This is a genomic window from Burkholderia sp. Ac-20384 (assembly GCF_017104605.1).
GTDB lineage: Bacteria > Pseudomonadota > Gammaproteobacteria > Burkholderiales > Burkholderiaceae > Burkholderia > Burkholderia lata.
On sequence record NZ_JAAGPE010000235.1, the window covers coordinates 1 to 14,902 of the forward strand.

Here is a 14,902-nt window from a genome sequence, read left to right on the forward strand (position 1 = left end):
GAGACGGGTGCTCTGCCGGTCGCGGCGCGGCCAGACGCCGGCTCGGGGGCGCAGCGGGCGTGCCCGACGGGGCCGGCCGGACCAGGGCGAAAGGGCTGCTGCGGCGCGCGTCCGGCGAGCCGGCCGTACCCCGGCCCTGTTATGTAACCGTCATTTACACTTGGCGGCCCGGTGCAGCGTTTACAATAAGCGGGATCGAACGACAGGCGGGCGCATGGCCCGTCCTCTTTATACGGATTCATGGCAAAAGCTCCTTATTCCGCCCAGGCACAGGCGTTGCCGCACCGGATGTCGAAGCTCCTCACGGAGATCCGCTGGATTCTCCAGGTCGCGCTCTGCGCATTTCTGGTGATGGCCCTGCTGAGCTACAGCCGGCGCGATCCGAGCTGGACGCACGCCGCCCAGGTGGACCACATCACGAACTGGGCCGGCCGCGTCGGCGCCTGGACGGCCGACATCATCCTGCTGCTGTTCGGCCTGTCGGCCTACTGGTTGATCGTGCCGCTCGCGCGGCGCATCGCCGTCAACTATCGCCGCATCACGCGCCATGAGGCGGTCCCGGACGAACCCGAGCGGCCGATTGGCTGGCTCACCGAAATCCTCGCGTTCGTGCTCGTCGTGCTGGCATGCGACGGCATCGAGGCGCTGCGCATGTGGTCGCTGAAGGTGCAGTTGCCGCGTGCGCCGGGCGGCGTCGTCGGCGAGGCCGTCGCGGGCGCGATGTCGCACGCGTTCGGTTTCACGGGCGGCACGCTGCTGCTGCTGATCGCACTGGCGATCGGCCTGTCGCTGTATTTCCGCTTCTCTTGGCTGTCGGTCGCCGAGCGTGTCGGCGGCGCGATCCTGTCCGCCGTCAACGTCGCGAAGCTGCGCCGTGAGGCCGAGCGCGACCGCAAGCTCGGCGAGGCCGCGGCCGTGCGCCGCGAAGGCAAGGTCGAAGAAGAGCGCGTGCGCATCGAGGATCACGAGCCCGTGACGATCGTGCCGCCGGTCGTCACGCCGGCGAAGTCCGAGCGCGTCGAGCGCGAGCGCCAGGTGCCGCTCTTCACCGACCTGCCGGGCGATTCGACGCTGCCGGCGGTGTCGCTGCTCGATCCTGCGCCGAAGGCGCAGGAGGCGATTTCCGCCGACACGCTCGAATTCACGTCGCGCCTGATCGAGAAGAAGCTGAAGGACTTCGGCGTCGAGGCGAGTGTCGTCGCCGCGTATCCGGGCCCGGTCGTCACGCGCTACGAGATCGAGCCGGCCACCGGCGTGAAGGGCAGCCAGATCGTCAACCTCGCGAAGGATCTCGCGCGCTCGCTGTCGCTCGTGTCGATCCGCGTCGTCGAGACGATTCCCGGCAAGAACTACATGGCGCTCGAGCTGCCGAACCAGCGCCGCCAGACGGTCCATCTGTCCGAGATCATCGGTTCCGAGGTGTACGCGGCTGCTTCGTCGGCGCTGACGCTGAGCCTCGGCAAGGACATCGGCGGCAAGCCGGTGTGCGCGGATCTCGCGAAGATGCCGCACCTGCTGGTGGCCGGCACGACCGGTTCGGGCAAGTCGGTCGGGATCAACGCGATGATCCTGTCGCTGCTGTATAAAGCGACCGCCGAACAGGTGCGCCTGATCCTGATCGATCCGAAGATGCTCGAAATGAGCGTCTACGAAGGCATTCCGCACCTGCTGTGCCCGGTCGTCACCGACATGCGCCAGGCCGGCAACGCGCTGAACTGGACGGTCGCGGAGATGGAGCGCCGCTACAAGCTGATGAGCAAGCTCGGCGTGCGCAATCTCGCGGGCTACAACAACAAGATCGACGAGGCCGCGAAGCGCGAGGAGAAGCTGCCGAATCCGTTCAGCCTGACGCCGGAAGATCCCGAGCCGCTCGGCCGCCTGCCGAACATCGTCGTCGTGATCGACGAGCTGGCCGACCTGATGATGGTCGTCGGCAAGAAGGTCGAGGAACTGATTGCACGGATCGCGCAGAAGGCGCGCGCGGCCGGCATCCACCTGATCCTCGCGACGCAGCGTCCGTCGGTCGACGTGATCACCGGCCTCATCAAGGCCAACGTGCCGACGCGGATCGCGTTCCAGGTGTCGTCGAAGATCGACTCGCGCACGATTCTCGACCAGATGGGCGCCGAATCGCTGCTCGGGATGGGCGACATGCTGTATCTGGCGCCGGGCACCGGGCTGCCGGTGCGCGTGCACGGCGCGTTCGTCGCGGATGACGAAGTGCACCGCGTCGTCGAGAAGCTCAAGGAGCAGGGCGAGCCGAACTACATCGAGGGCTTGCTCGAAGGCGGCACCGCCGACGGCGACGAGGGCTCGGCCGGTGCGGGAACCGGCGAAGGCGGCGACGAGTCTGATCCGCTGTACGACCAGGCGGTCGAGATCGTCATCAAGAACCGCCGCGCGTCGATCTCGCTCGTGCAGCGCCACCTGCGGATCGGCTATAACCGCGCGGCGCGGCTGCTCGAGCAGATGGAGCAGTCGGGGCTCGTGTCGGCGATGTCGTCGAGCGGCAACCGCGAAATTCTTGTGCCGGCGCGCGACGCGGAATGAGTCCGCGGCGTTCGCAGCGCCGGCCACCCAGGGAGAAAACCGCAATATGCAGCAACATTCGTTCGCAATGTCCCTTCGTTCGACGCGGCGCTGGCTCGGCGCGGCGCTCGCCGGCGCATCGCTGATGCTCGCGGCGACGCACGCGTTCGCGGGCGGCACCGAGCAACTTAAGGCGTTCGTGTCGCAGGTGCGTTCGGCGAAGGGCGACTTCACGCAGCAGATCGTCAAGGCGCCGGCGAAGGGCGCAAGCGCCGTGCAGGCCGTGCCAAAGCCCACCGACAACTCGAGCGGCACGTTCGTGTTCGCGCGCCCGGGCAAGTTCATCTGGACGTACCAGAAGCCTTACCAGCAGGTACTGCAGGCCGACGGCGAGAAGCTTTACGTATACGACCGCGACCTGAACCAGGTCACCGAGCGCAAGCTGAACGGCGCGCTGGGCGCGAGCCCGGCCGCGATCCTGTTCGGCAGCAACGATCTCGACAAGAACTACACGCTGCGCGATGCCGGCGAGAAGGGCGGCATCGAGTGGCTCGAGATGCTGCCGAAGGCGCAGGACACGCAGTTCCAGCGGATCGGCATCGGCTTCAGGAACGGCACGCTCGCCGCGATGGAGCTGCATGACGTGTTCGGCAACGTCACGCTGCTGACGTTTACGAACATCCAGACGAATCCGCCGCTGAAGGGCGATACGTTCAAGTTCGTCGTGCCGAAGGGCGCCGACGTAATTACCGGCTGACCGGCGCCGCGCGCTGCTCTTCCGCAACGGGCCTGCCGGCGACGGCAGGCCCGTGTTGTTTCTGGGCGCAGGCACCAGGCACGGCGGTGCTTTCGCGCCGCTGTCATAATGTCGGGTCCGGCGGCCGGTTCGGCCGCCATTGTTTGATGTGGAGCGAGGGTTCATGTCCGACCTGTTTCAAGTCGAGCCGCGCCGCCCGCTCGCCGAGGCGCTGCGGCCGAAGACGCTCGCCGAGGTGATTGGCCAGACGCATTTGCTGGGCGAAGGCAAGCCGCTGCGGCTCGCGTTCGAATCGGGCAAGCCGCATTCGATGATCCTGTGGGGGCCGCCCGGCGTCGGCAAGACGACGCTCGCACGGCTCACCGCGCTCGCGTTCGACTGCGAGTTCATTGCGCTGTCCGCGGTGCTCGGCGGCGTGAAGGACATCCGCGAGTCGATGGAGCAGGCAAAGGACACGCTGAACCGCACCGGCCGCCACACGATCCTGTTCGTCGACGAAATCCACCGCTTCAACAAGGGGCAGCAGGACGCGTTGCTGCCGTTCGTCGAGTCGGGGCTCGTGACCTTCATCGGCGCGACGACCGAGAACCCGAGCTTCGAGGTCAACTCGGCCTTGCTGTCACGTGCGCAGGTGTACGTGCTGAAGTCGCTGGACGATGACGAGATGCGCCAGTTGCTGAAGCGCGCACAGGAAATCGCGCTCGACGGCCTGTCGTTCGACGAAAAGGCGATCGATACGCTGGTCGGCTATGCGGACGGCGACGCGCGGCGCTTCCTGAACCTGCTCGAGCAGGCGCAGACGGCAGCCACGTCGGCCGGCACCGCGACGATCGACGCCGAATTCGTCAGCAGCGCGATGACGCTGAACGCCCGGCGCTTCGACAAGGGCGGCGACAACTTCTACGACCAGATCTCGGCGCTGCACAAGTCGGTGCGCGGGTCGAGCCCGGACGGCGCGCTGTACTGGTTCTGCCGGATGATCGACGGCGGCGCGGATCCGAAGTATCTCGCGCGGCGGATCGTGCGGATGGCATGGGAAGACATCGGCCTGGCCGATCCGCGCGCGCTGCAGATGGCGAACGACGCGGCCGAAACCTACGAGCGGCTCGGCTCGCCGGAAGGCGAGCTCGCGCTCGGGCAAGCGGTGATCTATCTCGCATGCGCGGCGAAGAGCAACGCGGGCTACAACGCGTTCAACCAGGCGATGGCGTTCGTGAAGCAGGACAAGTCGCGCGAGGTGCCCGTGCATCTGCGCAACGCGCCGACCAAGCTGATGAAGGAGCTCGGCTACGGTCACGCTTACCGTTACGCGCACGACGAGCCGAATGCGTATGCGGCCGGCGAGACGTACCTGCCGGACGGGATGCGCGAACCGCGCTGGTACAAGCCGGTGCCGCGCGGGCTCGAATCGAAGATCGCCGACAAGCTCGCGTGGCTGCGCGACCTCGACCGCGAGGCCGGCAAGAAGGACTGACGGGGCGGCGCGCGGTGCAGCCCGGCCGGCGCCGTCGCGAACGCGTCAGCGCTTGCGGGCCGGCTGTTTCTTCCAGTAGCCGAACGGCTCCTGATGGCACTCGATGTCGAGTTCGGTGACGCGTGCGTGCAGGCTCTGCTGCGCATCGGCGATCGCGAGGTTGTAGATCGCGGGCGCAATCTCCTCGACGAAGAAGTGCAGCAGCGCACCGGCCTGGATATTGCCGATCGGCTCGTCCATGTTCTCTGTGAAATAGCGTTGCAGCGACGCGATCGCGCGGTCGCGTACTTCTTTGTCCAGTTCGATGGCCATCGGGTTCCTTGGGTAGCAGTGACGTGTGGCGGGTGCCTCGTTCGATGCGCCGTTACAGGTGCGCACGGGCGTTTCGCGATCCGCGGCGCTGCGATGCCGCGCGATTTCGCGGGTGCGGGCGGGCGGACCGGCAATGCGATACTGCCATGGCCGTCGCACCGCGGTCATCGCCCGTTTGCAGCATTGTCCGTCCGGCCATGCCGTGGCGGCCCCGCGGTGCGTTAGAATTCCCGTCTTACACAACGATTCTCCAAGTCCTCCCATGCTCGACATACAGTTGCTGCGCAAAGACCTCGACGGCGTCGCCCAGCGCCTCGCCGATCGCGGCTACACCCTCGACATCGCCGCGTTCTCCGCCCTCGAAGCGGAACGCCGCGCGATCCAGACCCGCACCGAAGAGCTCCAGGCGCGCCGCAACAGCCTGTCGAAGCAGATCGGCGCGATGAAGGGGAAGGGCGAGGACACGTCGGCCGTGATGGCCGAGGTCGGCGGGATCGGCGACGAAATGAAGGCGGGAGAAGCCAAGCTCGGCGAGATCCAGGCGCGCCTGTCCGACCTGATGCTGGGCATGCCGAACGTCGCGCACGAAAGCGTGCCGGTCGGCAAGGACGAAGCCGACAACGTCGAAGTGCGCCGCTGGGGCACGCCGCGCCAGTTCGATTTCGAGGTGAAGGATCACGTCGACGTCGGCACGCCGCTCGGTCTCGATTTCGAGACCGGCGCGAAGCTCGCCGGCGCACGCTTCACGATGCTGCGCGGCTCGATCGCACGCCTGCACCGCGCGCTCGCGCAGTTCATGATCGACACGCACACGCTGCAGCACGGCTATACCGAGACGTATACGCCGTACATCGTGAACCCCGAGATCCTGTACGGCACGGGCCAGCTGCCGAAGTTCGCGGACGACATGTTCCGCGTCGAGAAGGGCGGCGAGGAGAACAAGGTCACGCAATACCTGATCTCCACGTCGGAAATCTCGCTGACGAACACTGTGCGCGAGTCGATCGTCGACGCGTCCGCGCTGCCGATCAAGCTGACCGCGCATTCCCCGTGCTTTCGCTCGGAAGCCGGTTCGTACGGCCGCGATACGCGCGGCATGATCCGCCAGCACCAGTTCGACAAGGTCGAGATGGTGCAGGTCGTCGCGCCGGAAGCGTCGTACGCGGCGCTCGACGAGATGGTCGGCCATGCGGAAGCGATCCTGCAGAAGCTCGGCCTGCCGTACCGCGTGATCACGCTGTGCACGGGCGACATGGGCTTCTCGGCGGCGAAGACGTTCGACCTCGAAGTGTGGCTGCCTGCGCAGAACACCTATCGCGAGATCTCGAGCTGCTCGAACACCGAAGCGTTCCAGGCGCGCCGGATGCAGGCGCGTTTCCGCAACGCGCAGGGCAAGCCCGAGCTCGTGCATACGCTGAACGGTTCGGGTCTCGCGGTCGGCCGCACGCTCGTCGCGGTTCTGGAGAACTACCAGAACGCGGACGGTTCGGTCACGGTGCCGGAAGCGCTGCGTCCGTACATGGGCGGCATCGAGCGCATCGACGCGCCGGCACAGGCGTCGTAAGCGCGCGTTCCGGCACACTCTCGAAGGCCTCGCAAAAAAATTTGCAAAAAGGGCTTGTGAGAGGCGAAGAGATCGTTCTATAATCTTTTCTTTCGCGGAAACGACCAACCGCGAAATGCAGTAAAGCAGCAAGGAAGGAGAGGTGGCAGAGTGGTCGAATGTACCTGACTCGAAATCAGGCGTACGGTTTCCCCGTACCGTGGGTTCGAATCCCACCCTCTCCGCCAAAATACGAAGCCCCGTGATCCGGAAGGATCACGGGGTTTTTCGTTTTGGGTTCGCGGAATGTGTGTCGTGTCGCAAGCCGTTGTCGTGGCAACCGCTCGACCATCGACGCATCGGATCGTGCTGATACGATGCGACCCACAGCGTGCATGATCGTGCCGCGTCCCCATGCTGCCGTGCTGAATGGCAAACACCGCGATCCCATGACGAACCGAGTGCCGAAAGTCCTGACGAGCATTGCGCTGCTGACTGCCGTCATTGCCGTCGTGGACATCCGCGGCGCGCATGGCAACGGCATGGCGCTGGCGCTCGGTCACGCGGCGTATTTCGCGGCGCTGGCAGGATGCGCGGCCATCGCGGTGGCGGCGGCATTGATCGTGCTGTCGCACACACCGCGCTACCGCGAGCGCTCGCTCGCCTGGCGATGGCGCGAATGGGCGCTCGCGTTGCTGTGCGTCGTGACGATCGCTGCCTTCAGCCAGGCGATCGTGGTACTCGACTACTTGTGCGTGGCGCTTGCCCCGCCGTCGATCGAAGCCGATCTCGTCCGGTTCGATGCGTTGCTCGGCTTTCACTGGCCCGACCTGTATCGCTGGGTGAGGGCACATGCTGGGCTGCAGCATGTACTGGCGTTCGCGTATCACGGCAGCATCGTGCAGATGATCGCCGTCCCGTTCATTCTCTCGATCGCGCGGCGACACGACGACCTCGCCGAATTCATGGTGATGTTCGCAGTCGCGTTGCTCGTCGTTGTCGTCGTCTCGACGCCGTTTCCCGCGCAAAGCGCATTCGTCCATTTCGGCATCGCCGATGCGAACACCGCGTCGACCGTGTCTCACTACGACCTGCTGCGCAGCGGGCAGCTTCGGCGATTCAGCCTGTCCGAATCGCAGGGGCTCGTGTCGTTGCCGTCGTTTCACGTGATGCTGGCGCTGCTGTTCGCGTATGCGGTCCGACACGTCCGTTACGTGTTTCCCGCGTCGATCGGGCTGAATGTCGCGATGATCGTGTCGACGCCGACACAGGGCGGCCACTACCTGGCCGACGTGATCGCCGGGATCGTATTCGGCGTGCTGTCGATCGTTGTCGTGCGCCGCTGGATGGCGGGCCCGCGCAGCGCCGCGACCACCGGGCCGCGCGCGACGCATCCGACCTGACCGGATTGGCGGCCGGCGTTTTCGCACGGCCCCGGCCTTTACCGCTTTCTTCAGCTTTAAGCCCGCGCTTCCCGCGCCGTTAACACGGGGCGGCGGCCGGTGCCCGTGCCGGACCGCTTCGTTCCCCGTCGATCCAAGGTCCCATGAAGCTGAGCTACAAGATTCCCCTCGCATTCGCCGTCGCGCTGCTGCTGATGTTCTGTGGCGCGCTGTACGGCATCCATATTCTCAATCGGTCGATCGATACGTTCGCCGAAGACGTGCAGACGAACGTCGGCGACGAACGGCTCGTGTCGGCCACGCTCGTGCAGTTCAAGCTGCAAGTGCAGGAATGGAAGGACACGCTGTTGCGCGGCAAGCAGCCCGGCAAGCTCGACCAGTACTGGCAGGCGTTCCAGACGCGCGAGCGGACGGTCGATACGCTCGCCGCGCAGCTCGTTCACCAGTTGCCGCCCGGCGAGAGCCGCTCGCTCGTCGAGCAGTTCATGCGCGCGCACACGGCGATGGGCGAAGGTTACCGGCGCGGGTTCGACGCATTCAAGGCTGCCGGCTTCGAGCCGTCGGCCGGCGATGCGGCGGTGGCGGGCGTCGACCGCGAACCGGCGGCGCTGCTGGAGCGGGCCGCGAAGTCGATCGCCGACGAGAGTGCCGCCGTGTCGGCGCAGGCGAGCCGCGACGCGCAGCACGCGACCACCGCGAGCCTCGTGCTGATGCTGGTCGTGCTCGGCGTCGCGATGGTCGGCGCGTTCCTGTTCAGCCGCGCGATCCTGCGTCCGCTCGACCGTGCGGTGGCGTGTGCGCAGGCCGTCGCCGAAGGCGACCTGACCCGCGACGTCAACGCGGCCGGCCGCGACGAGATCGCCGATCTGCTGCGCGCGTTGCAGACGATGCAGGCGAGCCTGTCGGGCGTCGTGCTCGAAGTGCGTACGCACGCCGAAGCCGTCGCGACGGCGAGCGCACAGATCGCATCGGGCAACCACGACCTGTCGGCGCGTACCGAAGCGCAGGCGGCGTCGCTCGAGGAGACGGCTGCCAGCATGACCGAACTCACGGGCATCGTCCGCCAGTCGGCCGAGCACGCGCAGCACGCGGCGCAATTGGCGCACGACGCGTCGAACATCGCGGCGGCGGGCGGCGGCGTGATGACGGATGCCGTCGGCACGATGAACGGCATCGCCGACAGCTCCGCAAAGGTCGGCGAGATCATCGCGGTGATCGACGGCATCGCGTTCCAGACCAACATCCTCGCGCTGAACGCGGCGGTCGAGGCGGCCCGCGCGGGCGAACAGGGGCGCGGCTTCGCCGTCGTCGCGGCGGAAGTGCGTACGCTCGCGCAACGCAGCGCTGCCGCCGCGAAGGAGATCAAGGGACTCATCGAGCAGTCGACGAAGCGGGTCGACGAGGGGGCCGTGCTGATCGGCCGAGCGGGCGAATCGATTCACGAGATCGTCGGCGCGGTGCAGCGCGTCACGACGATCGTCGGTGAGATCTCGTCCGCGTCGCAGGAGCAGAGCGGCGGCATCCAGCAGGTGAACATCGCGGTGACGCAGATGGACGAAGCGACGCAGCGCAACGCCGCGCTCGTCGAGCAGGCCTCGGCCGCGACGCAGGCGCTGGCCGAGCAGGCGAGCGCGCTGCGACACGCGGTGGCCGTGTTCAGGCTGCCGGAAATGGCGTGACGGCTGAGCCGTCGCGCCGGACTTCGACGGAACCGGGGGCCGGTGCGTCGGCGCCGGCTTCCCCCGGCCCGTCCCCCGCGATCACGCCGCGGCCGGATATTGCGCGAGCACCCGGGCGCGGATCGACGGCTTGATGTTCGATTGCGCCATGTTGCCGCCGTAGTGCGCGACGACGCGCGGATTCATCACGCGATACCAGAGCGGCGGCACGTACGCGAACAGGATCATCGTCGCGTAGCCGGCCGGCAGTTGCGGCGCATCGTCGAAATGGCGCAGCGCCTGGTACGAGCGGGTCGGATTCGCGTGATGGTCGGCGTGGCGCTGCAACTGGTACAGGAACAGGTTGGTGACGACGTGATTGCTGTTCCACGAGTGCTGCGGCGTGCAGCGTTCGTAGCGGCCGTTCGGCAGCTTGCGGCGTCCGAGCCCGTAATGCTCGACGTAGTTCACGACTTCGAGCAGCGACGCGCCGTAGATGGCCTGGATCACGAGGAACGGGATCACGACCTTGCCGGCCATCGCGATCGCGATGCCCCACACGACGACGGTCATCGCCCACGCGTGCAGCACCTCGTTGCGCCAGGTCCATGGCGAATGCCCGAGCCGTTCGAGGCGGGCCTTCTCCAGCCGCCACGCCGAGCGGATGCTGCCGGTCACGGTGCGCGGCAGGAATGCCCAGAACGATTCGCCGTAGCGCGCGCTCGCCGGATCGTCGGCCGTCGCGACGCGTACGTGGTGCCCGCGGTTGTGCTCGACGTAGAAGTGGCCGTATGCGACCGGCGCGAGCGTGATCTTCGCGAGCCAGCGCTCGAAGCGGTTGGTCTTGTGCCCGAGTTCGTGCGCGGTATTGATCGAGATGCCCGTCGCGGCGCCGAGCGACAGCGCGAAGCCGACGTAGTCGTACCAGGCAAGCGCATGCGTGCCGACGATCCATACGCACGCGAAGAACGCGACGTATTCGACGAGGGTCGCGAGATAGACGATCAGCCGGTAGTAGCGCTCCCGTTCGAGGTGCGGCACGACGTCCTCGGGCGGGTTGTCGCGATCGTCGCCGATCAGCGTGTCGAGGATCGGGATCACGCCGAACGCGAACAGCGGGCCGAACCACCAGAACACATGCAGGCCCGTCGACAGCGCGAGCTGGGCGGCGAGGATCGGCAGCGTGATCGTCAGCGCGCCGAGCAACCACAGGTAACGCTTGCCATCCGACCAGCTCGGAGCCGATCCGTGGGTCATTGCCATTGTCTCCCTCCTGCCGGCCGGCCCGAAGGCGGCCGCCTGTACGGTTGTTCGAATTCTCGTTGGTCCGCGATGCACGCGCGGTTGTGCCGGATCGTCATCCGGTTCTGCCTGTTATACGACCCGCGCGCACGCTTGCCAAACTCCGGCACTAGGCGCGCGGCTCCAAACGGAGGGGCGCGTGCGGCGCAGGCAGGGAAGGGCCCGCGCAAGCTGATTGAAACATGCCGGGATCGCCGGATCGTTCCGCTCGGGCGCCCGGTTTGTCAGACGGAAGGCACGCCGTGACACGTACGGGTGTCGGTACCGTCGGTCCGCAACAAATGTTGCAATGCAATATGAGGAGGGCGGCCGGTACCCGAGATACATGCTTTCGGGGTTACCAATCTTACGGATCATTACGACTTCCACGCTGAAATTCACCGGCTCCGACGGGCAACTGCCGCATGTCGCAAGGCGGCTGGCACCATGCGTCGAACGAAGCCGCCGCAACCGTCTTTCGGCGGCACGCATCGACATGGCAATGCTGCACCTGCACACCAACTGGCCGTACGGCTGCCGGCGGTGCATGCTGCCTTTCGATTCGCGCTGTCATTTGAAAATAACGATTTGACTCATGCCCCGCTTTCGGTTGAAGCTAATAGCTTGCTGTCCGAAGGGGGCTGTGCCTGCATGAGTTCGACCTTGACCGTTCGTCGTATCGTTGCCGATCAGGGCAGCGTGTATCGCGAACTCCGCGCCGCATCGCTGCGCGAGCCCTACGCGCCCGGCGAAGCGCCGGAGGCCGAATTGCTGAACGTCGAAACGGACGCAGCGTCGGCGATTGCCGCGCAGCGCGCCGTGTCCGACGAGTCGACGACTTTCCTGCTGTATACCGAAGGCCATCCGGCCGGCATGATCGGCGCGTATTTCGACAATACGCCCGATCGGCGCGCGTTCGTCAGCGAGCTGTGGGTGGCGCACGCGGTGCGTCATCTGCGCGGCGGCGTGCTGCTGCTGGAGACGGCCACCGCATGGCTCGCCGAGCGTGGCGCCCAGGACGTCTACGCCTGGATTGCCGATGCGAACCGCAACGCGATCCGCTTCTACGAGCGGGCGGGTTTCGGCAACACCGGCGAACACGCGCCGATCGCGCGGATGCCCGGCGCGATGAAATCGCTGTTCGTGTCGCAGACGAAGCACTGACGTGACGTCAGAACGCGGGCCGCGCGGCGCGATGAAGATCCGGTCGCCCGCTTGCCTGCCCGCCTGCCGGTTGCGCACCCGCCCGGGCCGCCGCCCCCCCGGTTCCCCAAAAATAATGGCCGCGCGCGTGGACGCCTGTAAAATACGCAAAAAATTTTTGCAGAGTGTCCATGTCGCTTAAAAAATCGCCATTCTTCGAGCTGCGCAGCGGATCGGTCGATACGTTGCTGTTCACCGTGAAGACGACCGATCTCGATGCGTTGCGTACCGAACTGGTCAAGCGCTTCGAAGCGACTCCCGAGTTTTTCGCCGACGATGTCGTCGCGATCGACGTCCGCCGCCTGGCTGACGGCGAGCGCGTCGCGCTGGCGGACATCCGCCAGATGCTGAACGACGTGCGGATGCGCCCGGTGGGCGTCGTCGCGCTGGCAACGCAGGGCTGGGCGGGGGAAGCCGGCCTGCCGTTGCTCGAGGCGCGCGATCGCCGCACGCCGGCCGCGAAGCACGCCGACGAAGCGGAACCGGCGCCGGCGCCCGTCGTCGAAGCTGCCGCCGCTCCGGCAGCGGAACCGGCGCAGGAGCCCGCACCGACGCTGTTGCACGCGGGCGGCCAGACGCTCGTGATCGACCGGCCGTTGCGTTCGGGGCAGCAGATTTACGCGAAAGGAGACCTCGTGGTGCTCGCGCCGGTCAGTCACGGCGCGGAGATCATCGCGGAAGGCAATATCCACATCTACGCGCCGTTGCGCGGCCGCGCACTCGCGGGCGTGCACGGCAATCACGACGCGCGCATTTTCTGCACGTGTCTCGAGCCGGAACTGATTTCGATCGCGGGTATCTATCGAACAACCGAGAACCCGTTGCCCGCCGAAGTACTGGGCAAATCGGTGCAGATCCGGCTCGAAGAGGAAAAACTGATGATCGAACCGCTGCGCCTGACGTAATCCACGCAGTGCGCTCCGGAGCGATCGGCTCTCATTGACGAACACAGGGTATTGGGTAAATGGCAAAAATCATCGTGGTGACCTCGGGCAAGGGCGGCGTGGGCAAGACGACGACGAGCGCGAGCTTTGCGTCCGGTCTCGCGCTGCGCGGCCACAAGACGGCCGTCATCGACTTCGACGTCGGCCTGCGCAACCTCGATCTGATCATGGGCTGCGAGCGCCGCGTGGTGTACGACCTCGTGAACGTGATCCAGGGCGAAGCGAACCTGAACCAGGCGCTGATCAAGGACAAGAAGTGCGAGAACCTGTTCATCCTGCCGGCGTCGCAGACGCGCGACAAGGATGCGCTCACGCGTGACGGCGTCGAGAAGGTGCTGAACGACCTCGCCGCGATGGACTTCGAATTCATCGTCTGCGATTCGCCGGCCGGTATCGAGGCGGGCGCGCTGCACGCGATGTACTTCGCGGATGAAGCGCTGATCGTCACGAACCCGGAAGTGTCGTCGGTGCGCGACTCGGACCGCATTCTCGGCATCCTGTCGTCGAAGACCAAGCGCGCGACCGAAGGCAAGGATCCGATCAAGGAACACCTGCTGATCACCCGCTACAGCCCGAAGCGCGTCAGCGAAGGCGAGATGCTGTCGCTCGAGGACATCAGCGAGATCCTGCGCATCAAGCTGATCGGCGTGGTGCCCGAGTCGGAAGCCGTGCTGCATGCGTCGAACCAGGGGCTGCCGGCCGTGCATATCGACGGCACCGACGTTGCGGAAGCGTACAAGGACGTCGTCGCGCGTTTCCTCGGCGACGACAAGCCGCTGCGCTTCACCGATTACCAGAAGCCGGGCCTGCTGCAGCGCCTCTTCGGCAGCAAGTAACGGAGGCCGTCCATGTCCATCCTTTCGTTTCTCCTCGGCGAGAAGAAGAAGTCCGCATCGGTCGCGAAGGAGCGCCTGCAGCTCATCATCGCGCACGAGCGCGTCGGCGGCCGGCCGCCGGCCGATTACCTGCCGGCGCTGCAGAAGGAGCTGGTCGCGGTCATTTCGAAGTACGTCCATATTTCGAACGATGACATCCGCGTGAGCCTCGAGCGCCAGGACGATCTCGAAGTCCTCGAAGTGAAGATCGAGATCCCGCAAGCCTGACCGTTGCAGGTCTCCCTCCGCACGGCGGCATTCGCCGCCGTGCGCGTCTTACGCCCTGTTGCACTTTCGGGCATGCCGTAACACGGCGTCTGTCGGCCGTTACCGCGCCTCCCGCATTGAACGAATACGCTCGCGTAACTTGTTCAACCAGGAGGTTGTGATGGCTGTCTCTACTGTTCAACGTCGTATCGTTTCGCTCGCACTGCTTGCCGCGAGCCTGTCAGCCGTCGTCGCGCCGCTTGCCGCGCATGCGGACGAGATTCTCGTCGGCACCCCCGTGATCGTGCCGCAGGGCCGCGTGGTCGTTGCCGAGCCGGTCGCCGTGCGCACCGAGGAAATCGTCGTCGTCGCGCCGAATGCGCCGCCGCCGGTGCGCTACGAGGTCGTGCCGGCTTCGCGCGTGGGCTACGTGTGGGATCGCGGGCACTGGCACTGGGAGCATGGCCGCTACGTGTGGATCGGCGGCCACTGGGAAGCCGAGCGCGTCGGCATGCAATGGGTGCCGGGCCATTGGGACCAGCGCGGTCCGAACTGGTTCTGGACCCGTGGCCACTGGGCGTGATGGAGGCGAAGTAATGGCGGCCGGCGGCCGTGCGGTCGGCGTGATCCCCGAACTGCTCGTCGACAAGGAAGTCGGCCATACGGGGCTGTCGGAACTGCACGTCGTGCCCGACATGCACCACCGCAAGAAAATG

General features: G+C 66.3%; 13 protein-coding genes, 1 tRNA gene and 1 pseudogene. 13 read left to right on the forward strand and 2 right to left on the reverse strand.

The features are described 5' to 3' along the window. Positions 1-240: 240 nt before the first annotated feature. The 3 genes from G3O00_RS30940 (at position 241) to G3O00_RS30950 (ending at position 4,760) form a co-directional block, all read left to right on the forward strand. On the forward strand, positions 241-2,550 hold the full coding sequence (locus G3O00_RS30940) for a DNA translocase FtsK (RefSeq protein ID WP_174931154.1): 2,310 nt from the start codon (positions 241-243) through the stop codon (positions 2,548-2,550). A 46-nt stretch (positions 2,551-2,596) separates the two neighbouring features. Beyond that, a complete protein-coding gene (lolA, locus tag G3O00_RS30945) occupies positions 2,597-3,286 on the forward strand; it encodes an outer membrane lipoprotein chaperone LolA (protein ID WP_122946617.1) in 690 nt (229 codons plus the stop codon). A gap of 163 nt (positions 3,287-3,449) precedes the next feature. Next, positions 3,450-4,760 (forward strand): replication-associated recombination protein A, encoded by a 1,311-nt coding sequence (locus G3O00_RS30950; RefSeq protein ID WP_011351258.1) that lies wholly within the window; start codon positions 3,450-3,452, stop codon positions 4,758-4,760. A gap of 45 nt (positions 4,761-4,805) precedes the next feature. Here the strand turns inward: G3O00_RS30950 and G3O00_RS30955 are convergent, their stop codons facing one another. After that, positions 4,806-5,072, reverse strand: a complete 267-nt coding sequence (locus G3O00_RS30955; RefSeq protein WP_206145282.1) for a DUF2164 domain-containing protein — start codon at positions 5,070-5,072, stop codon at positions 4,806-4,808. Positions 5,073-5,334: 262 nt separating this feature from the next. Here G3O00_RS30955 and serS point away from each other — a divergent pair, with 262 nt between their 5' ends. From serS to G3O00_RS30975, 4 genes are all read left to right on the forward strand, one after another. After that, positions 5,335-6,636: a serine--tRNA ligase gene (gene serS / locus G3O00_RS30960; RefSeq protein WP_206145283.1), complete on the forward strand. Its 1,302-nt coding sequence runs from the start codon at positions 5,335-5,337 to the stop codon at positions 6,634-6,636. 136 nt (positions 6,637-6,772) lie between these two features. Next, positions 6,773-6,863: transfer RNA gene (locus tag G3O00_RS30965), tRNA-Ser, on the forward strand. Between the two features lie 201 nt (positions 6,864-7,064). Further along, entirely contained in the window at positions 7,065-8,018 is a 954-nt protein-coding gene (locus tag G3O00_RS30970) for a phosphatase PAP2 family protein (protein ID WP_241025416.1), read from the forward strand. A gap of 143 nt (positions 8,019-8,161) precedes the next feature. Next, the gene (locus G3O00_RS30975) at positions 8,162-9,697 is read left to right on the forward strand and encodes a methyl-accepting chemotaxis protein (protein ID WP_206145285.1); all 1,536 of its coding nucleotides are present in this window, start codon (positions 8,162-8,164) and stop codon (positions 9,695-9,697) included. Positions 9,698-9,778: 81 nt separating this feature from the next. On the opposite strand, the gene G3O00_RS30980 is transcribed toward G3O00_RS30975, so the two are convergent. Further along, on the reverse strand, positions 9,779-10,939 hold the full coding sequence (locus G3O00_RS30980; RefSeq protein ID WP_206145286.1) for an alkane 1-monooxygenase: 1,161 nt from the start codon (positions 10,937-10,939) through the stop codon (positions 9,779-9,781). A gap of 669 nt (positions 10,940-11,608) precedes the next feature. Between G3O00_RS30980 and G3O00_RS30985 the strand changes: the two genes are divergently transcribed. From G3O00_RS30985 to G3O00_RS31010, 6 genes and pseudogenes are all read left to right on the forward strand, one after another. Further along, on the forward strand, positions 11,609-12,121 hold the full coding sequence (locus G3O00_RS30985; protein ID WP_174931175.1) for a GNAT family N-acetyltransferase: 513 nt from the start codon (positions 11,609-11,611) through the stop codon (positions 12,119-12,121). Positions 12,122-12,291: 170 nt separating this feature from the next. Next, positions 12,292-13,065, forward strand: coding sequence for a septum site-determining protein MinC (gene minC / locus G3O00_RS30990; RefSeq protein WP_174931159.1), 774 nt, complete (start codon positions 12,292-12,294; stop codon positions 13,063-13,065). Between the two features lie 59 nt (positions 13,066-13,124). Beyond that, entirely contained in the window at positions 13,125-13,940 is an 816-nt protein-coding gene (gene minD / locus G3O00_RS30995; protein ID WP_011351266.1) for a septum site-determining protein MinD, read from the forward strand. 12 nt (positions 13,941-13,952) lie between these two features. Then, entirely contained in the window at positions 13,953-14,207 is a 255-nt protein-coding gene (minE, locus tag G3O00_RS31000) for a cell division topological specificity factor MinE (protein WP_006486661.1), read from the forward strand. Positions 14,208-14,367: 160 nt separating this feature from the next. Further along, positions 14,368-14,769, forward strand: coding sequence for a YXWGXW repeat-containing protein (locus G3O00_RS31005; RefSeq protein WP_011351267.1), 402 nt, complete (start codon positions 14,368-14,370; stop codon positions 14,767-14,769). A 7-nt stretch (positions 14,770-14,776) separates the two neighbouring features. After that, a pseudogene (locus G3O00_RS31010) lies at positions 14,777-14,902 on the forward strand (LOG family protein); the annotation flags it as partial.